The organism is Pseudomonas sp. B611 (assembly GCF_055407965.1).
This window is the reverse complement of the sequence record NZ_JBUZST010000006.1, coordinates 43683-65679: the sequence shown is the minus strand read 5'-3', so window position 1 is coordinate 65679 and position 21997 is coordinate 43683. Positions and strand designations below refer to the sequence as shown.

Annotated in this window: 21 protein-coding genes; 11 read left to right on the top strand and 10 right to left on the bottom strand. The window is 42.0% G+C overall.

The genetic code is table 11. The features are described from left to right. Positions 1-2: 2 nt before the first annotated feature. The 6 genes from ACZRMO_RS15105 to ACZRMO_RS15080 form a co-directional block, all read right to left on the bottom strand. Complete coding sequence (locus ACZRMO_RS15105) at positions 3-584, bottom strand: hypothetical protein (protein ID WP_008438316.1); 582 nt, start codon at positions 582-584, stop codon at positions 3-5. Positions 585-699: 115 nt separating this feature from the next. After that, on the bottom strand, positions 700-3045 hold the full coding sequence (locus tag ACZRMO_RS15100; RefSeq protein WP_340051346.1) for a hypothetical protein: 2346 nt from the start codon (positions 3043-3045) through the stop codon (positions 700-702). Between the two features lie 123 nt (positions 3046-3168). Continuing rightward, entirely contained in the window at positions 3169-4452 is a 1284-nt protein-coding gene (locus ACZRMO_RS15095; RefSeq protein WP_340051345.1) for a Y-family DNA polymerase, read from the bottom strand. After that, entirely contained in the window at positions 4452-5348 is an 897-nt protein-coding gene (locus tag ACZRMO_RS15090) for an abortive infection family protein (protein ID WP_301278835.1), read from the bottom strand. Before ACZRMO_RS15090 ends, ACZRMO_RS15095 begins: the two co-directional genes overlap by 1 nt. Further along, positions 5341-6243 (bottom strand): abortive infection family protein, encoded by a 903-nt coding sequence (locus ACZRMO_RS15085; RefSeq protein ID WP_367236004.1) that lies wholly within the window; start codon positions 6241-6243, stop codon positions 5341-5343. Before ACZRMO_RS15085 ends, ACZRMO_RS15090 begins: the two co-directional genes overlap by 8 nt. A gap of 41 nt (positions 6244-6284) precedes the next feature. Further along, positions 6285-6716 (bottom strand): LexA family protein, encoded by a 432-nt coding sequence (locus ACZRMO_RS15080; RefSeq protein WP_078472297.1) that lies wholly within the window; start codon positions 6714-6716, stop codon positions 6285-6287. A gap of 259 nt (positions 6717-6975) precedes the next feature. Here ACZRMO_RS15080 and ACZRMO_RS15075 point away from each other — a divergent pair, with 259 nt between their 5' ends. The 7 genes from ACZRMO_RS15075 to ACZRMO_RS15045 all read left to right on the top strand — a co-directional run bounded on the left by ACZRMO_RS15075 (position 6976) and on the right by ACZRMO_RS15045 (position 11792). Further along, positions 6976-7263 carry a hypothetical protein gene (locus ACZRMO_RS15075; protein ID WP_138739347.1) on the top strand — a complete coding sequence of 96 codons (288 nt, stop codon included), beginning with the start codon at positions 6976-6978 and terminating at the stop codon, positions 7261-7263. Between the two features lie 112 nt (positions 7264-7375). Then, on the top strand, positions 7376-8251 hold the full coding sequence (locus ACZRMO_RS15070; protein WP_078472298.1) for an N-6 DNA methylase: 876 nt from the start codon (positions 7376-7378) through the stop codon (positions 8249-8251). Continuing rightward, the gene (locus tag ACZRMO_RS15065; protein ID WP_463973345.1) at positions 8248-9099 is read left to right on the top strand and encodes an N-6 DNA methylase; all 852 of its coding nucleotides are present in this window, start codon (positions 8248-8250) and stop codon (positions 9097-9099) included. Before ACZRMO_RS15070 ends, ACZRMO_RS15065 begins: the two co-directional genes overlap by 4 nt. Positions 9100-9237: 138 nt before the next feature. Further along, on the top strand, positions 9238-9579 hold the full coding sequence (locus tag ACZRMO_RS15060) for a hypothetical protein (RefSeq protein ID WP_124356262.1): 342 nt from the start codon (positions 9238-9240) through the stop codon (positions 9577-9579). Between the two features lie 401 nt (positions 9580-9980). Next, positions 9981-10337 carry a hypothetical protein gene (locus ACZRMO_RS15055; protein ID WP_463973344.1) on the top strand — a complete coding sequence of 119 codons (357 nt, stop codon included), beginning with the start codon at positions 9981-9983 and terminating at the stop codon, positions 10335-10337. A gap of 109 nt (positions 10338-10446) precedes the next feature. Beyond that, on the top strand, positions 10447-11163 hold the full coding sequence (locus ACZRMO_RS15050; protein ID WP_340051340.1) for a hypothetical protein: 717 nt from the start codon (positions 10447-10449) through the stop codon (positions 11161-11163). 164 nt (positions 11164-11327) lie between these two features. Next, positions 11328-11792 carry a hypothetical protein gene (locus ACZRMO_RS15045; RefSeq protein ID WP_463968104.1) on the top strand — a complete coding sequence of 155 codons (465 nt, stop codon included), beginning with the start codon at positions 11328-11330 and terminating at the stop codon, positions 11790-11792. A gap of 365 nt (positions 11793-12157) precedes the next feature. Here the strand turns inward: ACZRMO_RS15045 and ACZRMO_RS15040 are convergent, their stop codons facing one another. The 4 genes from ACZRMO_RS15040 to ACZRMO_RS15025 all read right to left on the bottom strand — a co-directional run bounded on the left by ACZRMO_RS15040 (position 12158) and on the right by ACZRMO_RS15025 (position 17321). Next, positions 12158-12466, bottom strand: a complete 309-nt coding sequence (locus tag ACZRMO_RS15040) for a hypothetical protein (RefSeq protein WP_301278839.1) — start codon at positions 12464-12466, stop codon at positions 12158-12160. Then, positions 12463-15579 (bottom strand): hypothetical protein, encoded by a 3117-nt coding sequence (locus ACZRMO_RS15035; RefSeq protein WP_463968103.1) that lies wholly within the window; start codon positions 15577-15579, stop codon positions 12463-12465. Before ACZRMO_RS15035 ends, ACZRMO_RS15040 begins: the two co-directional genes overlap by 4 nt. A 126-nt stretch (positions 15580-15705) precedes the next feature. Continuing rightward, the gene (locus tag ACZRMO_RS15030; protein WP_301278841.1) at positions 15706-16284 is read right to left on the bottom strand and encodes a hypothetical protein; all 579 of its coding nucleotides are present in this window, start codon (positions 16282-16284) and stop codon (positions 15706-15708) included. Between the two features lie 521 nt (positions 16285-16805). Then, entirely contained in the window at positions 16806-17321 is a 516-nt protein-coding gene (locus ACZRMO_RS15025; protein WP_301278842.1) for a hypothetical protein, read from the bottom strand. A 611-nt stretch (positions 17322-17932) separates the two neighbouring features. Here ACZRMO_RS15025 and ACZRMO_RS15020 point away from each other — a divergent pair. The 4 genes from ACZRMO_RS15020 to ACZRMO_RS15005 are packed head-to-tail and all read left to right on the top strand — an operon-like array spanning position 17933 to position 21972. Continuing rightward, positions 17933-18466, top strand: a complete 534-nt coding sequence (locus ACZRMO_RS15020) for a hypothetical protein (RefSeq protein WP_008438350.1) — start codon at positions 17933-17935, stop codon at positions 18464-18466. Positions 18467-18468: 2 nt separating this feature from the next. Next, the gene (locus ACZRMO_RS15015) at positions 18469-18903 is read left to right on the top strand and encodes a hypothetical protein (protein WP_008438352.1); all 435 of its coding nucleotides are present in this window, start codon (positions 18469-18471) and stop codon (positions 18901-18903) included. 10 nt (positions 18904-18913) lie between these two features. Beyond that, on the top strand, positions 18914-19711 hold the full coding sequence (locus ACZRMO_RS15010) for a hypothetical protein (protein ID WP_008438354.1): 798 nt from the start codon (positions 18914-18916) through the stop codon (positions 19709-19711). Continuing rightward, positions 19711-21972, top strand: coding sequence for a hypothetical protein (locus ACZRMO_RS15005; RefSeq protein ID WP_008438356.1), 2262 nt, complete (start codon positions 19711-19713; stop codon positions 21970-21972). Before ACZRMO_RS15010 ends, ACZRMO_RS15005 begins: the two co-directional genes overlap by 1 nt. Positions 21973-21997: the final 25 nt, after the last annotated feature.

The following is a 21997-nucleotide window of genomic DNA, read 5'->3' as shown; positions in this document are numbered from 1 at the left end:
ATTCATGCAGTTCTTCTATTGTCATTGCGTAAGCTTCTATTCTTCATCAGCACCAAAGTGAACATTCCAACCAGGAGAGTAACCGGCCAAATTATTGTAAAAGCAAACATAGAGCCGAACATCGTTGATGGATCGCTCAATGAGAATTCTGCACGAGCATGGACAATTTCGCTTGTGTAATAACCATGGAGAAGGTACGTCACGGCAGAAAGCTCGCCAGTAAAATCCCAAAACCTAATACCGAAGAAGAAGACAACCATTGATCTGTAAATGAACACCCAAACAATGACACTCATGATGAGCTTAAACGTCTTGATGCGCTTGTCCCACACGTCAGGATTGAAGTAGTTAGGCTTGTAGTCCATCTGGTTGATCAGATAGAAAACAGGTAACGTCACGTAGAAGAAGATCATCGGCCCGAGACGTATCAGGGTAAGGTGATCATCGAAATAGGTAGAGTTTATTTTAGCCATGCCGCTGTAAAGCAAACCATTGAGCAATGGTAAAAAACCTATCACAGCATAAAAGAAGATAAATCTTTGTAAGAAATTTAACCTTATCTTTTCCTTCTTCATCCATTTCATGTCGTTCACCTTCTTCTAGTTATTGCCATTATAGCATTTACTCTCACAAAGAAAAGAGTTAGCCGACAAACAGATCTAACTCTTTAGAAATATATAAATTAAAGGATATAACCATTTACCTTGTTCGTTGTAACGGTAGCACACCTTTAAATTTCTCGCTCATTGAATTAACTTGAGTATTCGCTTGCTCACCCAGGGCTTTATCCGTAAATAAATCTTTTGCAACGAGCATATCTTTGAATGCAGCTGAGATAGATTTAATTCCACTGTATAAAACGATGAACATCATTATAGTAATAGTACAATGCAAGAAAAGCATCACGAACAATCTCATCACATCGAACATGAACCCTGTTCCGCCCGAGAAAAATATCGAAGACAAATAAACAACAAACTCGTTTACTATGACAATGACAACTGACACCAACGTCATCCCGACAAAGAATAAGGTGGCTACAATTGTTCCACTGAAACAAATCCAAACCAGTTGAAGCATAATATTTTTCAGTACGTCAAATGCTTCCTGTTCATTTCTATTAATAAAAATCGACTTAACCAGCCTGACGCTCATTGTCACTATTATTTCAAGCGCACTAGCAACCACCACGCCAATCTCACCCAAAAGCAATAGAAGAGGCAGCAGACCTATTAATATCTGGTTAGCCATGAAGAACGCATACATAAACATCGAAGCTGTCGATATATAGGAAAGAAGGTTTGTCATGTACCTTTCGTTTTTATTAAAGGTCAAAATTCCGTTTCTTATTATTTCAGAACCATAGTAAACAACCAATGAGACCTGTGTATATTCTGACGCATTGCTCCAAAGTGAAGCCGGGACGTTTAGAACCGGGGATACACAATTCGAATCTGTATTAAAGCAAGACTTAAATTGAAACCCCAAATTTTCGTAATAACGCGCCGTTAATTTATTTAGCAGTGCCTGAATCCCATCCAGTGCGAGAGCGCCAAGTTTATTTTCTGTCTGCGAAAAATAGACTTCATAAATAGACTTATTTATATCAAAGAGCTTTTGCACCTTCATAGTGTCTATCATTTCTTGATTCATTTGATTCTTATCATTTTCATTCAATGCTTCTGCTGAATCTGAAGCGTTGAAATTCTGATTAACGCTGATTTTGAAAATTGAGTATTGAGCATCAATGGCGTTAGTCATTTTCTTTTGATAGTTATTGAGATTCATCAAGCCAATGAATGAAGCGAAAATATCTGACGTGAATTTTTCTGGTGTGATTCCCTGCAAGAGGACTTGAACCACAGGATCAACAGTGGCTCTCACGACATTCAGCATTTGGTCACGCCCATTGTGAAGCTCTTCTATAGAAACGGAGTCTCTAAATTCATGGACGAACGAATCCTTGTCTGCCACGGTTCCATCTTCATTCATATCTAGGCAGTCATTAAGCAGCAATTCACTATCAGCGTATTTCATGCGATTATCAGCCTTATCAAGCCCTGTACTGCACATGAACATCTGCATTTTTCTAGCTTCTTTATAAGCCATGTCAAATATTTTAAGATTGGCATCTTTGATTACATCTAATTGACCTGATGAATTGATGCTACCAGCGCTATAAACATTCACTTGCAGCTTCGTTAGACACTGGGCTGTCTTAGTAATCTCACCAACCTTTAAAGAGCTTCCATCATATTTTGATGCTGGTGCTTGATTTTCTAGACAGCGAGAAAAATCAGTTTCTACGAATCTAAACTTGCCCGATTGAACGTCTTTTACCAAATTGTGCTTTACCAAAAGCTGTCTACGAAGCGCCAAGTCGTTTGACGCCATCTGAATGGCATTGATAATCTCCATTTTATAAATGCTTTCAGCCTGAACAACGCCTCTAGTGACGTAGGCCGATTCATCTTTAATAGAAGCGTTTATATAGAAAGGCATGAAAAACATAACGGTCGATTTCAATAAGACGAAATTGACTATCAAGGCCGCAAGAACTAAATGAATAATCCACCCGTTACCCACTAAAAACAAAACCGCACCCAAAGTTAAAAAGACCAGGAATTTATTCTCCTTTAGGCCATATTCAGCATTGGCAGCATTCTTGAACAATCTAGCCAATATGTTTAAACCACAAACGAATATAGAGACTATCCCAAATATCCCTACTGCGTCTTTCATGACTCCTTGTATTGCGACGCCCTCTTTTGACTTGTCAGCTACTATTGACAGTGTGTCGTTATCTCCAAGATATGGAGCAAGGACCAGCCCAGCTACCATGACTGATTGGGGTGTAATCATCTTTGCAATTGAGCTAAATGCGAAATCTCGCTTACTCTCATGACCTGCGCATTTGCCAACCATGTCAGAAGTGGCGTAGTAGCAGTCAGCTTGTTGGGCGTCTTGATACGTTTCTGCTTGCGATAATGGCGAAAGAAATGCCATAAGCAGAAATATCAAAGAAATTATCTTGTTGGAGTTCATTTATATAGAGTTCGTTTTACTTAATTATACCATTTGAAATCATTGCTTTAAGAAGCTAAATGGTATACTTCAAACATAACAGCAAACACCAACATGGATATAATAAAATGAAGCCTTAAAGCTTCAGCATTTAACCCTCTTGAGCTGATTCCAATCGGTGACGAAACTATCTGACAGATAATCCCTTTTCATTCCCCATTGGGGAATGGGTGGCTCCACAGCGAGCCTGATGCTACCCCGGCCATACCTGGCATTGATCCCATCCAACACTTTCATCAACGTCTCTGAATTTCGCCTAGGCTCTGGTGCAAACAGATCCGGCTGATAGCCGTCACCACTGACGAACTGGCTCAACACGATCCCTGCCTTCGCATAGCGATAGCCTGGCACGTAGATCTTCTGTAGTCCCTCAAGGGCCATAGCAACGAACTCCCGAGTGTCGTTACTCGGCACCTGCAAGCCACAGATCGAAGCGCGGCTGTAGGGCTTGTCATCGAAGCGGGACGTTTGGATGAAGACCTGAAGGCAGGAAGCAAGCTGCCCTTCCGACCGTAGCTTTGCACATGCCCTACTCGCATATGTGGCAACGGCTTCACGAAGCCCCTGAATGGAAGTAACACGCTCACCAAAGCTTCTGGTACTAGCTATGGTTTGCTTGGGTTCAGGGGAGTCCTCAAGCGCATAGCAGCTCACACCTTCCAGCTCCAAGGATGTTTTTTCGACGTTCACGTTGAACACCTTGCGCAAAGTTTTACGGTCATACCGTGCAAGGTCGATAGCCTTGTGGATTCCCATACCTTGAAGGCTCGCAGATAGCTTCCGGCCTATGCCCCAAATCTCATCAACCGGCATCCATTTGAGCAGCTTGTCACGACGCTCTGCATCCATCAGAACCACGACACCACCAGTTTCCTTGCGCCATTTCTTCGCGCTGAAATTGGCAGCTTTTGCCAAAGTCTTGGTAGGCCCAAACCCTACACCTACCCCTATGCCGGTCTGCTTCTTCACCGCCAATTGAATCTCACGCCCAAGCTTCTCCAAGTCGCCCTGGACGCCGGTGAGGTCTAGCCAACTTTCGTCAATCGAGTACACCTCGATCCGAGGCGCAAACGTCTCTAAAACGCGCATCACACGGTTACTGACTTCTTGGTACAAGGCGTAATTGGAGGACACCACACGAAGCCCATGGGACTTCATCAGGTGCTTAATTTCGAAGAACGGCGCGCCCATCTTGATCCCCAGCCCACCAGCAGAGGAATCCTTGCTTTTGGCTATTGGACAGCGGGAAACGACGCAGCCATCTGAGTTGGACAATGCAACGACAGGGACACCGTTCAATGTAGGGTCGAATAGACGCTCTGCGCTCACGTAGAAGCAATCACAATCGACCAGACAGAAGACGGCCATCAGTCACTGCCCTTCCGCACAAGGTCGGTCTGCTTCATCACAAAGACAGAGGCAACACCGGCAAGATGGTTGATGGTTTGGGCAAGGTCAGATGTTGGCGGAACGTAACCTTCGCTCTTGCCATGTGAGACGCTTCTATCGTTCCTAGAAGCCCCTACACACTGAAAAATCGTAGCGGCACCACGAAGCATCTGTGACGTGTTGTCATCAATAGCCCCGGATGCCCTTAACGCTTTCAAGGTCAGGGAGGAAAGCCGCTCTACGGTCTCTCTCTCATATCCACTTTCACCTAGAGATTTGAGACACGCTTTCAGTACTGTCTCAATGTGGCTGCAGCTCAACGTGATAGAAAGCTCTGGATCAGTCAGTACGCAACCCCTTGCCTTCATCCATGATTCCTGGAGCATGGTATTGCCGCTAAACAGCGTATCCAGATCGGCGTCAATTTCTGCCTTCTCGACCGTCACAAACTGAGAAAGCGACTGAACCACAGAGGCCGTTTTCAGGTACTCCCTATCCAGGTTCACCAGCAGATCTGCTACCAGTGAGTTCAGAACCTTGTGGTCACTGACGCGCCTCTGCATATCAGTGCCAGCTTCCTCCAACGTGCAGTAATTCCAGTAATCAAAATCACTTTGTCGAGGTGCCTCTTTCCAGCAGATGTTCAGCTCTCGGCCAGTGAATGTGAGATAGCACATGGTGTGTCCAATTGGCTCATCTTCATCGTCGAGAATTTCATCAAATACGATGGTTTCACTGTTGCCACCACAGCCAAGACCCTCAACCAAATCGAGAAGCTTTCGCTCGAAAGCTCTCAACCCAAGCAGCAGTTGCAGGTTCTCATTTTTGACCTTCGCTGATCGAGCTGCCAGCTCAGAAAATCCATCGTCACTCATGACTATCTGCAACCATATGCGCCTTGAGCTTTTCAAGAACGTAGATTGAAACCGCGCCTGCAAGGTTGTTAACCAAGCGTGCTTCATCTGCGTAGGCGACTTTCTTGCCTCCATGCGCAGTACCGTAATGTGTTCTGAAGAAACCGCACCCTTTGGAAACGGATTTAATACCGCCTATGAGGGCTTTCACATCGTCCACAAATTGAGCCTTTACCGCTTCGGGATCTTCAATTCCTTCCGGCAATTTCAAAGGGGGAAAGTCATCTGCAACAGCATTGATCAATTCGTTAATGGTCTTTTTATTAACCAAAGGTATGTCACGTTTTTCCAGGTAGTGGCGGCAAACCGACTCAAGGAACTGTGTTGTACGAGTCAACGAATCGCTAGGATCAGTCTCAATTTTTAATCTCGCATTAGCCCAATGATTTTCGAAATAATCGCCGCTCATCAAATCAGTTAAATCTTTATGAATGCTTTCGCTTTGAATGTCCGAGAATTCAGACAGAAGACGTGCAGAGCTTTTGGCCTCACCCAACATTTCAGAAACTGCTTCCTCAACGGCGATCCAGAGAGAATTAATTGAATCTCTTGAAGCTACTTTGGTTAATTTTTCATCGTCCTTGAAATCACCAATATAGCGGACAGTCATTTCTCCTTCACGAGCCGTCCCATAATTATGTCCGTCTTCATGAGTAGTAGAAGTTAAAATACGAAGATTGCTTCCATCAAAATTTAATTTGGCATATTCCCAATCATCTTCATCAACCATACCTAAAACGACTTTCATGCCACTGACATATAGGCTTAAACCATTCACAGCTTCGCGCAATTCTTTCTCAACTACTTCCAGTCCAGCACGAACCTCACTGCGGGTTTCAAGAACTCGTTGAGACATGCGTTGTAGAGCTTCCTTTCTTGTAGTCATGAGACACCAAATCAACGAGACACACGATGGAGGTTGTGAAGGACGATACCCCACAGCTCGATGTCTTCCCACTCTCCCACCTCAATGCTCGCGTTGAGTGGATTATGAGCCAGCAGAATGGGCGATTTCCCTAGGCGTTCTCTGTACTCCTTGCAGCAAAAATCAGCTCCAATGACCACGACCACAATGTCACCATCCAAAGGTTCCAGAGCCTTGTCCACGATCAGCACGTCACCGTCGTAAATCCCAATCCCCTGCAAGGAATCACCGTCAGCACGTAGCAGCCAGCGCGAAGGCTCACGCAGGCACACCAGTTCATCCAGGCTCAAAGGTGGTTCAGAGTACTCAAGCGCAGGGGATGGAAACCCACACGAAACCCTGCCCACGATGGGCTTTCGCAGAGGATCTACAGGGGGATTGATGGGACCGAGGATGGAAAACATAGGGGCTTGCTCACACTGTACATGCAAACAGTATGGCGCGACGTGCCAGTAGCCCACAAGCGACCTACAGATCCGTCCGACAGACGAGCTTCGAAAAAGCCTAACAGACGCATTCAGACGAAACGCAAACAGCGATACCAAAACTGAAATGAATTAATTGAAGATAGATTATTTCCTTAACACAAAAAATCAAAAAACCTAAATGGTATAATATGCCTACAAAAGGAATAAACCTTTTAACGACAAACCGGAGACAAGAATGATAGTTAGCATACAAGAATCATCAAAACACTTTAAAGCACCAAAGGAACTTGAACCGTATTTACATTTAGAAACGGACAAAAAAAGAAAAATAGGAATTACGATTTTAGATTCAAAAATACTTGAAGATAAATACACACTTGCATTCATGAGATTAGTTAAAGAGGCATCAATATTCAACTACCATTACAATCATAGAAGCATAGAGCTACGCGAATACGATAGCGAAGATTACAAACTGCAAAAGACCGCTTATCAGAAGTTTTACCAAAGCAAAATCAAATAAGCCCTACAGGGCTTTCTTATAATCAAACTCCTACCCAATACTATAATAATAATCTTGACAACCACATTTAATTCGATCTATATTTTCGCCGTCATTACTGAATAGGTGAAAAATGAATGAATTAAAAAACCAAATCGAAACTCTTAGAAAAACCATATTTAAGATTTACGAAAATCATCCTGAAAACGATAGAACAAACCAAGAAAACTCATTCAAGCTGTTCGTGAAAGGCGCACTGAATATTCAGCTAAAGCGCTTCATCGAACGGTACAAGCGATTGGGTTTGTCAGACGCAGAAACTATGCAATGCATAGTGATCCACCCTTCCCTTTACGAAATCTCTTCAAAACAGATCGATGATTGCGATACAGAAGCTCTCGGTTCTTCAGTGGAGCAGTACTTTGAAATCGTATCTAAAGTTCCTGCATACACTGACGTTCTGTCACTTCTCCTAGAAAGCATACTGCTCGTGGGCAAGCGCGGGAAAGGACTCGGCCAGTGTCTGACACCTCCAAGCCTCGCAAGCGGATGCTCTGAACTCATGCCTATGCAGACAGACCAGCCATTCAAGGTCATGGAAATGTGCTGCGGGGCAGGTGCATTAGTGTTGGCACCACTGCAGCAAATGATGAAGCGAAATCCCCATCACGCGAAAAATGCCACTGTCATAGCGAACGACATTGACCCTTTCATGTGCTGCACCACAACCCTTCAAATCATCGCCAACACTGTGATTAACGACATAGACCTTTGCGAGTTCACACAGCACTGCTCAAACGTGATTACAGAGTGGACTTCTGGAAATCCGTACCTCTTCAGGTTCATAACCCCTGCCAAGATTTACGAATCTCGCGCCAGGACTCGTGAAGAGAAGCTTCGTGCGTGTGGCTATTACGAGATATTTGGCTACCCGGTGAATGTCACACCTCTTAGTGATAGCGAAGCCAGGAGAGTACACAGCGCCACACAATTGGTAGGTGCAGCATGAGCCTCCCTATCGAACAACAAATCAAAGCCCTGAAAGCCTCAATCTTTCAGATCACAAGCCATCAAACCGGTGGCAAACGAGCAAAACGAGATTTGGCCTTATCCATCTTCATCAAATTCAACCTTGGAGTGATGCTGAATCAGCTTGTGGCGCGATACCGTCATTATGGAGCCACTGACCTGGAGCTAACCAAACACGTCTTCATTGACGATACCTACATCTGTCTAGACGCAAAGCTGTTCAGCTCAATCAACCTGGCAGCCTTGGCAACGTCAGCGCGTCTCTACAAAGAGGTTGTAGAAGCCCTACCGCCGTTCTCAGACGTGCTGCATTCGCTCATCGAAGACATATGGCTTGATGACCAGAAGGGCAATGGTTTAGGTCAGTACCTCACTCCACCAGACTTGGCTAATCTGATTGGCAACCTGATAGACGTGTGCGAATCCGACCGAGATAAGCGCACCCAGCCGTATGTCATACATGATGATTGCAGTGGGGCAGGTAGCTTGACGTTACCAGCAGCACAGAGAGAAGCCAGAGTAGGACGCCACCGCACGCAATTACTCAATTTAATGGTGAACGACATTGACCCATTGATGTGTTGCGCAGCGGCCCTGCAGTTCGTATCGAGCATGGTGGTTCATGAGCATGACCTTCATCAGCTGAGAGTCATTTGCTCGAATGCGCTCACAGAGACGAAGCCTAATAGTAAGTCGATGGTAGTCATCAAGACTCCTGAAAAGGTTCTCTTGAACGTCAAGCTCGCTCATGACCAGCACATGCATGAAAAGCTTAAACTGTTCAAACATATGAATTCATTGACCAATAGGATTTTAAATAAGAGTTAGGGTAATTTTTGTCTAACCCTAAAAATATAAAATCCAAATGGTACGATATTTACACCTAACCCTGATTTTACGACAATGCAAATGGTAATATATTTATATGAAAAGCAATTATGCCGACATATTCGAAAGGTAATTAAAATGACAACATTAAACAAACCCGCAAACGAAAAAGCCCAAGCAGCAGCAAACACCAACTACAATGAAATACTAGGCTTGGGATTCAAGATAGAAATTAGATCTCAATCCAATGGTAAAAGCAGAGCTTATCTCACAGATAATAAAAACGAAAGAATCATGGAAAATGGTGTTCCGATATCCATAGACTTTTACGATAACAAGGGTCAATCCGTTAACCCAGTGAGATCACGCGAAGGCTCACACCTAGATTACGGATTAAAATTGTTGCTGGAAAAAGCTAAAAAGGCAAAACTGACGGAAACGCCTGAACCAAAGAGCAAAAAGGTAAAATTCAAAATGTAATAACTCAAATAGCCCTAATGGGCTTTTTTTGTATCATACGAAACCTCAATCAATTAGCAGCTACCATCCAAGGTTCAACGTCCTCGCCAAGCAACGCCCTCAACACGTTCGTCTTCTCCCCTTCCTCCAGAATGTAAGCAGCCGCAGAGCAGGTCATAGGCCATGCCGCCAGGTTACCTACAGACAAGGATTCCAGATCCACGGCGCTAGAAAACACCTGATAAGGTTTTTTAAAGGGTTCGACGGGCTCAGACGAATATAATATATGAAAACCAACAACTAATTAAATGCCTCAATACCCTGAAAGAAAAAACATTAACCAAAAGGTGATTAATTTCGACCAATCACTTGCAAATAAAATAAAAATGATAAGATGTTAAAAACAACACTAAATAACCATTATGAATCTATACGAAGAAATTATTAAACAAGGCTACAAAATTGAGGAAATGCGCTCTCATTCAAATAAGAATCGCGTTTACATTATCAACGAACACAATGAGAGGATTGGCTATTACACCAGAATGGAAGGAACCAAAACAAAAATTATCCTGAAAAAAGAACCAATCTTTGAAGACTATTGTGCAGAAGTAGGAATTCTTGAAAGTCTTCGTTTTCCTAGAAACATAAACGGCAGTGCTTACAAGGCGATAAACAATTTATATAAAAAGTTTGTGACTTGGAAAAGAACAGAAGAAATTAACAAGTGCTTTGATAAGGTTCTAAATGAATTAATCAGCACTGAAAAAAATAATTAAATAAATGTGATTTTCTTTTGCTTATCACTTGCATTTTAAAAATAAATGGTATTATGTATATATGGGAAGTAATTAAACAACTCAAACAATGATAATAGGAGAAATAACCATGAAAATAAAAATCGAACATTCAACTCAAGAAGACAAAGCAGTAATCAAAGTTTATTGCCCTTATGATGATCAATTTATAAAAGGCGCGGGTAATTCAAGCGGAAAATTTAGCCATTCAGAAAACTGCTGGGTATTCCCTTCAAGATCAGAATCGAAAGCAAGAGCTTTGTTAATCGAGATCTTTGGTACTGATGACACAGCAACAAGCCCTAAAGTTGACGTTCGTGTGACTTTCCCAAGCATGTATTACGCGAACAAAGATGCTATCAGATTAGCTGGAAGAATGGTTGCTAGGGCTACGAGCAGAGACAGCAAAGCTGTTCTTGGCGATGATGTTGAATTAGTAACTGGCTGGGTTCGTGGTGATGGTAGCGCGAAAAACTGGGAAACCAGAACGAGCGAAGGTTCTGTATATGAGATATTTGATTTTGAAGCGTCAAAGCTTGAAGAATTACGCGCTTTGAGTTTCATTGAAGTAGAAGTGATTGGCGGCGAAGTTATTGAAGATACAATAACATTTAAAGAGTTGGTAAAATTTACATGCAACGTAAAAAACGACGAGCAAGCCACAATTATTGAATACCCATTCCTCGTAGTTGTGATGAATCATGACACAAAGACAATAGATATTGCTGGTCGCGATTTGCTGATGACGAACAAACAATGGAAAAACGCTTATTCATTATTCTCTGAAATAGTCGAAAAACAGTTATAACTGAGAATTAACTAAAATAGCCCATTAGGGCTTTTTTGTGCCCTAAAATAAATTACAAATAAAAGTGATTTTCTTTTGCTTATCACTTGCTTTTAATAAATAAATGGTATTATGTATATATGGGAGCAATTAAGCTATTCAAATAATAAAATCGGAGAAACAACATGAACACACTTAAAAGAATTTCACTAAAAGACCTTTCAACATTAAAATATACCTATAAAGTACAAGTAGAAGATTGGTCAATCTGGAATGATGAAGAAACCGAATATGATTACGAAACTTGGAATGAACAAAATTACGCAGGTGGATATATTGAATTAATACACGGCTCAAGAAGAGACGATAATCACTTCACTATCAGGCTTCAATGGATAGCACAACGCGATACAGAAACAGGAGAAATAGTATTCATTGAAATTGAAGATGGTTCTTTAATGGATACAACATTTGAATACGACAGAGAGAAATTAGAAATATATGATGAAGATTCTCAATCAGATTTAAGTGATTATCGTGAAAATGTAAGTTTATATTTCAACCCCAATCAAGTATCAACAATCCAAGAAATAATAAGATTATCGAACTGGGAAGCTGAAATAAAATCAGAAATGAAAGGACATTGCTAATTCATCGAAACAAATCAATTAACAAAAAATTACCAAAATAGCCCAGCAGGGCTTTTTTTGTACCCTACGAAACCTCACTCACCTACCTGCAATCTTTAATGGTTCAACGTCCTCACCTAGCAAAGCCCTCAACACGTTTGTCTTCTCCCCTTCCTGCAGGCTGTAAGTAACCGCTGTGCAGCTCACAGGCCATGCCACCAGGTTAGCAATGGACAAGGATTCCAGATCCACAGCGCTAGGCATCACTACAACAGGCAAAGCCTGCACAGGCTCGCTAGGGAAGTCATGACTGCCAGCACTGGCGGACGCCAAGCTCAAGGCAAGGAAACCGCACAGAAAGGCTCTGGTGAAACCGTTAACGTGCATCACAAATCACCTATCCCAAGCTTTTCAAGTTTCTGCCTTTTGATCTCATTCTTGCGCGCCATTTCCAACCCTATCAACTTCTCATTGTGGTCAATCACAGCTCGATTTTTAGCATCTTGCTCTTCAATCTTTTTGTCTAAATTCTGATTGATGCGTACACCAAGCAGAAAGACCAAAAACAATATCGCGCAAGCGAATGCAGTAATCAAAGCGGGACCAATACTGAATACCTCCCACACCTTCAAAACACCTAGAAAAATTACGAATACAAAAAGGCCATATTGCTTTGGTTTTGTTTTCTCACTCATGCTTCACCTTCTGTTGTTGTAGAGTTTTTACGTTCTTCTTCTGAGAACTGCTTGCGAATTTCTTCCTTTCTTTTTCTACTCTCTGCATCATAGCTTTTAGCCCATGCGTTATTTTTTACCACTTTATCAAATGCGTTACCTAGCATTGGTATGCCTGTACGAAGGGCATTTTGTAATTGTGGGTGCATGATGAAAGCTTGCATTCTAGAAACTGAATCATCGTGTATGGCATCCTCATTCGATATAGTTTTCATCACTCTATTGAATGAGTCGATTCCGTGTTTATAAATCATGAACAATGTGTAGATTGCGTAAACCACAACCATGAGAATCGAAAGAATATCTCCAATGAATGTTCCGTCGCTCATGCCAAGGATTCCCCAAATCACAGCTCTAGCGTCTAGATTATTACCCATGAAATTCATTACAAGCATAAACAACATCAAGATCATCATGAACGAAATAAGGTAAACGAATTTCCAGCCCATGATTTTGATGAACTTACTGTCGCCGCTTATGGTTGAATAGCTGAGAAGAACTGGCACTTCTATAAATTTGAAGAAAATCACGAAATAGACGAATTTAATCAATTGCCCCAAAATCATGAAAAACATGAGCATTGGCATTATGTATTTGCAAAAGAAACCCAAGGCAGCAAAGACATATCCAAGCGGTAAATACGCCGACATTATAATATCCATCGACTTAACGACTATCTGTAGGGTTTTACCACTTAACGTTCCTAAGAACTTCGCAAGCTTACCTGTAAACTTACTTGTGTTAATTCCAGCAGAAGACGACGAATCACTATTACCAATTAATTCCATCAAACCATCAAGCGCACCATCAGCAGCCCCTGTAAGTGCCTTGATTAATATAATGTTCACACCGAAATCAAACATTTCAGAGCCCAGTTTGTACATACCCGCAGCCAAACCAATATGGTAGTTATTCTCGCAGCTTTGAGGATTTGAAGCACATTGAGCACGACCTTTAGGAATAGACAAGCTAGGATCGAAACCTGCCATTTCCTTAATTGACGTAAAATCTAATCCAATCATCTCAAAAATTAGTTTATATAAATCGATCTTACTAAGAAAACTGTCGTTTTCCGTCAACGTCGAAGGCGTGATGTTCATGATCGGAGAAAGGTAAAGACCTTTGTAATCGACTGGTGCGAAAGGTGTCAGGTTACAGGCACCATCTGCGCCATTAGGCTTAACATCAGTGATTCCACACAAGATCTTTTTGTTTACATAATCATAATTCTTCACATCAGCATTATCCCAATACACGAAGAATGAATTCTTTAGTATCTGAGAACTTAGATTTTTATTGCTCTCGAATTGCGTAATGGCCTGTGAAGACAAAGCAGCACCTAGAATTCCCCTTTTGACATTAGAAAGCACCTCATAGGTAAGAATATCCAAGCCCTCTTTATTTTCCTGTAGAGCCTTCTTCACGCCAATGTAAAAAAGATCATAGGCACGGTTGAATGCCGTTAAATAGGCTAATTGTTTTGCTTTGAATTTTTTGGCATCAGATTCATTTGGGCTACCGAGAATTTCTATCTTTAATGATGAGGCATTGAGGGTCGCGCACTGCATATCAAAATCTATGCCTTGCATACGATTTAAATCACGCCCCTTCGTGTCATTTGGCAATTCATTGAATACTGCAATTGCACGTCTAGAAGCCTCATGCTCAAACCAATGAGTAGTGCAATACTCATCAAGCTTCGCCCTGACAATCGTATTCTTGAATGCATTGAGGGTATTTCTAAACGAAGCACCGTTTTTATCAAAATCATGTCCCATGTATGCGGACAAAATATTTGCTACATACTTAGCCTTAATCACCTCGGCATCTGCTGATTTACTAACACCTATTTCATCTATCTTAAGAATGTCCATCAACTCTTTGGTTTTAGAATACGCATCATCTACTATAGATTGCTCTTCTGTCTCAAATTTTCCATCAACAACATTCATTGATGAGGTTTGAAAATAATCATCATTGATTTGAGCGTTGTATTTTTTACCAAGCTTGAAAGCGTTATTAAGATATGTCGAAGAACCTCCCAACATCTCTGTACTAGCCTTTGCCCCTTTTTCGAACATCGACTTCATCGTGCCGTCATTAAGACTTTGACCAGTAAGAGTTTCAACATCACCACCATTAGATCCAATAACGAATTTACCTACGCTCGCTGGGTATCCTTTCAATGCCCTATCGCTCATAGAGTAATCAGCCGTTTTTCTCATTGGATAGTTGTGGACTTCATTTACCAGGTTAACGATATTTTTTACATTTTTAGTGACATCAACATTGACACTATCTAACCAAGAGTTCTCTTCTTTCGAGATTTCCAATCCGCTTTCAGCAGCTATCTTTAGCATCCCTTCTTTCGTATAGCCTGCTTCTCCAAGAGCAATACGATTATTTGCGAAAAGAGCATCTATTGTTCTTGTGTCTTCAGTTGCAATATCGTTAATACGTTCGACGTTTGCAGAAAAAACCATTTTTTCTTCGGGTCTGATTACGTTGTAATCATCGACCTTTGAAAGCTTGCCCAAACTGTCTGCAAGCAATTCTTTGTTGGAAAACATAATTGATATTGTGGCAAACAGCAGTGCAAACATGCTAAATGTCCAGGGCGAGACTATTAACATGACGATGGAGACGATACGGGTAGTGTTATTCTTCAACGATGCTTGAATGCTTTGGCTTTGATACCAGTCGACCAAAAACCTATAAACAATATAACCAGTTAAAGCGCCAACAATGATAATTATCATGTTCCACATATAAGAGGTAAACGCATCAAGCACTGGGTTTGGTGTGGAAAAATGATCTTCACTCATACCGCCGCTTTTAAGAATCGGCTTAATGGTAGATAAGGCGGTAGAGTTCCCACCTTCAAGAGAATAAATAACGCTTAAGGCTTGGTCTTCATTACAGCTGAATAACCCAGGTGTGATTTGTGAGGCAAGCCCTTTAGATTGAGGGGTTGCCGTTTTCATCACTTCACAAAGGTTTGAATATTCGAAAGCATGTGAGTGGGAGCCAACCAGCATGAGGAAAAGCATTGCCAGAATTTTGAATTGACGCATTAGGTTTTGGGTTTGTTTTCTTAATTATACCATTTCGAACTTTTTAATTAGCTGTTAGCTGTATTCTTTGTTTTTTTCAGCCATAAAAAAAGGCCGCACATGCAGCCCATTGTTTCCATCGCCTCATCACTTATCAGTGATGCTTACAATCTGCCTGTAGGCTACTGACTGGACACTATTGAGCTGGGCAGACCACAAGCACACACCAACGCCTAGAACGATCAAGCTGACCCATGCAGGCAATCCTGCGAACCCGACAGCAGCGACAAGCAGTGACGGGGCAAGGAAGCACACAGCAGCATCCTTGATGACCAATTTCCTTTCGTTGATGTACTCACCAGGTGAAAGAATATCTCCCACTAGGATCTCGCCAGCTTGCTTAAGAGCGCCCTTGAATCCGCTTATGTACGAAGCATCCTTTATAGCGCATTTCGTTCTGAGAGCAGTCAAGGAGAACACACCAAGCAAGCTCATCAGGAACGTCATCGTGAAAATGTAAAAAAGGAAGCTTGGGTTCAATGGCTCTTTAATGAAAAAAGAGATATTGGACTTGATAACGAATCCTCCAAGAAACGCTATAGGCAGGATGCGAACAAGGTTCATACCCACACCCTCAAGGAGATTCCTTTTTACGTGCAATAGACTTTTGATTTCAGAATCTGTTGGTTGATTTTTCATTTGTAGTAAAGTTTGTTTATGTTCCAATTATACCATTCCCTAAAATCAAAACCGCCATTAAAGCCGATTTAATTAATTATGGAGAAAACACAAAGCTTTAGATTCCAAAATAACACGAAACCATGCCAACAAGCGCGACTAAAAAAAATACGGGCAGCATCATCGTGTGTCTAACGAACGGTTTTAGCTTTGGAAAAAAAGGTACATACAGTATGGCAAAAGACAAAATTACAATAGCAGATGCTGGATATATCAAATCTTGAGAAACAATCATCAAACAATGGGCAATATGATGAATGGACCCGACGAAAACGTTAACTATTATCGCAATGAATTCTTTAGGCTTATCTAAAAATAAAATCATTGCAGCTAATATTATTAAAATAGAAATAGGCCAAAACTTAAACCTTTTGCTTTTGGATATTCTCATGATGAGTAAAGTTTGTTTGTGCTCTAATTATACCATTCCCTAAAAGCAAAACCGCCAGCTATGGCGGCTTTATAAATATTTAATTTATTGCAAAGTTAATTCAGAATTAATCGGGCACTCACTTGAGGAAAAAGTAAGAAGCATAGCCTATTAGAAGGATGCCTATAGAAATGTAAACTAATGTCGGTCTGAGCTTGGAAGGAATGTTATCGACAACAGACGTTGAGTACAAAATGTTTAGCAAAACCCAGTACAAAATCGAACCTGACAACCACATGACTGTATTAATTACAAATCCATTTTTTACTATCTCACTTCCAACGTAAAACCCAACAGCTCCGTATCCAAGATCAGTAGCAATATTTGACAGATAAATAATTGCATTTATAAACCGGTCTCGACCTTTGTCTTGATACAGAACGCGAAAAATCGAAGCGATGACTACAAGCACTGCGCCTGTTACAACGCCAAATTTTACGTTCACTCCGGTGATATTTTCTTTGACGATTTCTTCATTCCCTAGGTGTAAGAAAAAGATCGCAATCACCATTGTCAAAAAGAACGGATAGATCGAAACTTTTAATCCACTAAACAGAGTTTTTTTTGCTTGGCATTCACAGGTTGATGCGTTCATTAACGGTCCTTGTTATCACGTAAATTGAGCCAGGCAGTTTACCCAATGTGATGGCAGACAGACAGCATTACTCTTCGCCCAGGAACAGTGCAAACCACACATCCCACCAGCCGTTCCAAGGACGTGCCAGCGTCACACAGTCCTGCCTATCAAATGGATCTGACGGAAAGCTCTTATCGCTTCTGGATGACGTACACGAACCATCCAGACACAGCCGATCCAGCTACGGCCAACACATCAGCTTGACGAGCCGATTCCGGCTGCGCAGCGGTCGGATGCCTCACTCACTCCCCTACTCCCTTCGGATGACCACGACAGCGTGAACTCCACCAAGAGCTATGCACCATTGGGTAAGTATTGGATATTCAATAGAGCTATTTTTAAGCAGGATTTGAAGCAGGCAAGGTCAGGTTGGTAATGGACAAGTCCATTTCAACAATCTATCGCGCTCCGCTTGTTTGGATACCGCATTTTATAAAGCTTTCAGTGAATCAGTGTTATCGAAAAGCAGGTTTGAATCATTAAAAAAGTGAAAGCACCAAAATGGTATCTAATAGAAAATTGAGCGCTACCCAAATGCTATAATCTGAGAACAACAACCTGATAACACGATGATATACAAACACCTAAAAACCTATTACCGCTTTCTCAAGATAGCTAGAAAAATTAAGCAGGGAGAAATTTACAAAATTCTCCTAGACCATAGAAACTCTGTAGAAGACAGCATGCGTTTATGCTTAAAGGAAATCGAGCGTACTCAACCCACAAAATTCAGGAAAGCTCTGTTCAAATCAGTGCGAAACAAGGCAGAAGATTACACTCCACAGGCAATGAATTTAGCGAGATTGAACACCTCAAAAATAGAAATCGACAACGCTATTTATGAGTACAAACAGATCTATCTTTCGAGCAAGGTTAAGCAAAGGGCATTGACCTACGGGAACGACTTTTCAGATTTTCTAAAACTGAATTTCAGCTTTACAACAATCATGCTTGTTCTCGCATACACCGCGCATCAGAACTTAGACGAACTGATCATTTTCACCATAGCCAGCGCCGTCGCCATATACCTTTTCCAAATGAAATCCAATCGAACAATTTGCGAAATAAAAAATGCTATAATAGGTACAAACAAACAACATTAAAAATGAATATTTCCGAAAAGATTATAGACCTAAAAGCAAAGATTAAAACTAAGCAGGCTGCTTTTGACAGGCTAGCTGCTGAGATAAAAAAATTCGAAGATCAAGAAAATACTATTCGATCTAAACGAGACAAGGCCAACGAAATATTAAACAAGGTATCGGCCAGCGACAGCGCGAAATCTACCGCAAGAAAAACCTATAATGACTTAACAAAATCTATTAAAAAGAATGAAGCGTCAAAAAAGTCAAAGGTCGATGCCAGAAGTAAAATATCCTCAGAAATTTCCGAGTTGGAATATTCAATATTAGTAATTGAGGCTTTAGATTTTGTAGAAGAAATGAAGAACCTTACTAACATCCGAGACACCGCCAAACTAAAAGAAGCTTTCAAAACAAAACTTCAACCTCAAAATAATAATTACCCTCATCAGCAGTGAGGGTTGATTTATGAAAACGTATCTTAGATTTAGGTGTTCTGAACGGTTCAAAGCCGACTTGCAAAACCTTGTGTTTGCCTGCGGCTACACCCGGCTTCCAGAGGTGGTGAATGAGATTGAGGTTGTCGCCAAGTATCGTAAAGGCGTGAGCCTTTTCCTAACCAATCTTCATAGGGATAAAGACATCTACATTCCTCTGAAAGATCAGAAAAGCCTTGCCGGACTGAAGGACACGTTCAACAGAAATCAGAGCAACATCCAGCAGCTTTTCAACCTATGTGAAGGCCAGCAGTACACATCCAAGCAAGGCAAGACGGTCAAGCTCCCCAACGTGCTTACGATGCTTCTGAAGCATCACGTCAAGGTGAACCAGCTCAGTGAAAAATTCACGTATGTCCACGTCGAATACGTGGAACAAACCACTGGTACGGAGGCCGTGGCCAGGCGCAAATTCTTACGCAGCGCCCAGCTTTATACGGAGAGCGAAACGCGCCTATCTGCGCTGTTGGAGGACGAACCATACTGGTTTTTCAAGAAGGACGATGATCCGTTTACGCAGATCGTGAGGGCAATCGAAGAAGCCAAGATATACAAGATTGGGGTTAGCTCCAAGCATCCGTTCTTCGTTGAAAGAAAGCGCATTTACGACCTTCTGAATCGACGTGTCAGAGATGTGAACGAGCTGGTGAAAATCGGAAAGGACTACAAAGAATTGTTAGTTCGCACAATGCTTGAAGCGTCAAAGGCGTTGGAGCTTTTACACATGAAATATAGGAATAATAAAACGATAAGAATACGAGAAGAATAATGATAATTGCAGCACCATTAAAACAAAAATTTGCCAGCATTACATCAAACGCAAAAATAGAATACGTTGAATCCTCTGACCCTGAAATCAGGGGTAAGGTCAGGATCAAAGGAGCTGTTGCATACCTGTACCTTCCAAAAATCAATGACTATGGATTAGACACTCACGTAGGTGTCCAATACGCAGAAACGAATCTGGACGTACAGTTAGACTCACCGTACAAAATGAAGAAGCTTGGACTCTTCAAGAACGACTTTGATGAAAAGAAATACACGTTAAAATTCGCATCTACTTGCGCACATGAATTTATGCAGCATTCTAACCAAGGTAAAAAATCTTCGTCCAAAGCGTCTGATGCATTCTCGTTTATTGTTTCTTGTACAGACAACGAGCTTGCTAGCTTAAAGACTGACGAAGAAAAAGCAAAATTCCTTATCAATTCCGCCAAAGAAACTTTACTTGAGCTGTCTAATTCCAAAACGGATATTGCATTCAAATACATGATTGTTCCTCACCTTAAAGACGGGAATCCACACGTACACGTCCTAATGTCTACTCGTAGACTGGATGGGTATAGACCTAGCTTTTTCCGTGGCAAAAAACACAGCGGTATAATCAAGAAAATGAGAGACGTAAAATTCCGCCTCGAAGAGAAGTATCCATTCCTTTTACAGATGGAGCATGAAGACCGAGCTAAAACTATTGATGTATCAACAAATCCAAATACAGGAGAAGTCTTTGGAAAAGACGTTGAGCTAGTAAATAGAATTGAGTCAATCACCTCAAAATTCATTGGGCAGAACTTCTCTTATCCACAATTCACACTCGCGCTACGAGAAAGTGGTTTTGAGGTTGTGGATGATTACCTTAATGGAAAACAGCACATCAAGATCAAACACAAAGATTATAGCGATGACTTCCTTTCTATAGACACCCTCCCCCATCAAACGAAGGGTGTGCTTGAGCTTTATTCAGCTTACAAATACAAAGCTAACCAAACTAAAACAGACGTGTCCCTAATCGTTTCTAAAGCCGTGGCGCTCATTAACGCTTCAGACATGAGCAATGGATTTGAAGAGCTGAACAAAAAACTGTACCAGGAGCTGGGCGCACGGCTGGTGCCAAACATCAGCAAAAATAAAAGTGGCGAACGTAAGGTTAGCGGTTGGTCGATCTACCTGGACGAATTCGACTTCAAAATCTCTGCCAAAAAATCCGGCGTCATCATTGATAACAAGCTGAAAATCGACATGGATGAGGTCGAATCAATCAACAGTCTTTACCAAATGGTCAAGAAACAGAACATCCAAAAGCAGGTCACAGAAGCCACGACTAACGGCTCTATCACCATCGCAGATGGCAGGAAGAAGAAGATCAAATTCAGGTTCATCGACAACACTGAAACCCTCCAGGACTTCATCACAAGGTTCAACGAAAACAGTAGATACGGCCCATCCATCACAAAACAGATGATCGTGGGGAACACCGTTGTGTCGAAATTTAACCAGAGAGACGTATGCACAATCGTCGGTAACGCTGTCGAGACATACCAGACCGACCTGAATTCGGCACTCATCACCATGTCAATCCACGTTGCCAGAGGACACACCAAAATCCGATGCACAGGGGAGCCGAACCCAAGGACGCAAGCAAACCTTTACCTTGCATCACGTATCTGCGGGACAACGCTTCTGGACTACACCCCATCCCCGGAGCTTGTCAGAGAAGCAGATTCAATGATGGACAAAGAGTACAAGAAGCTCGTGATAGCTAACCGTCAGAGGGTGAAGGACGCAGTAGCCATGAGAACCACAGACCCAACCGGCAAATCGAAGAAGGTGTTCATCCAGACGAACAACAGGATGGATAGAGAGGTTGATGCCCGTCCGAAGCTCTATGGCTTCCTATACGGTATCCATAAGGGAATACCCTTCCAGGACTTTACCTACGTCCAGCACCTGAACGATCTGCCAAGGGCAGTGAAAAAGCGGGTGATTGACGACCTGCGCAAAGATGAGCAGCTTTCGGCCAACGAGCTAGACAGCATCCTCATAAGAGCGGGGATAACACTGGAGGACGCACCACCGGCAAAACCACCAGTACATGTGCCGGCACTTGCTGCGCAAGATCAGAAGCCAGCCCTTGCAACGCATTCAGCTCCAGTGGTCACAGAGCAGGAAAAGCCGGATCAGCCAGGTTCTTTAGCATCTGGTAAGTTTAGAGACCCTATCCGATCACCTAGTAAACCGGGGAAGGCATGATGGACTCTTCACCCTTTCCAGCACT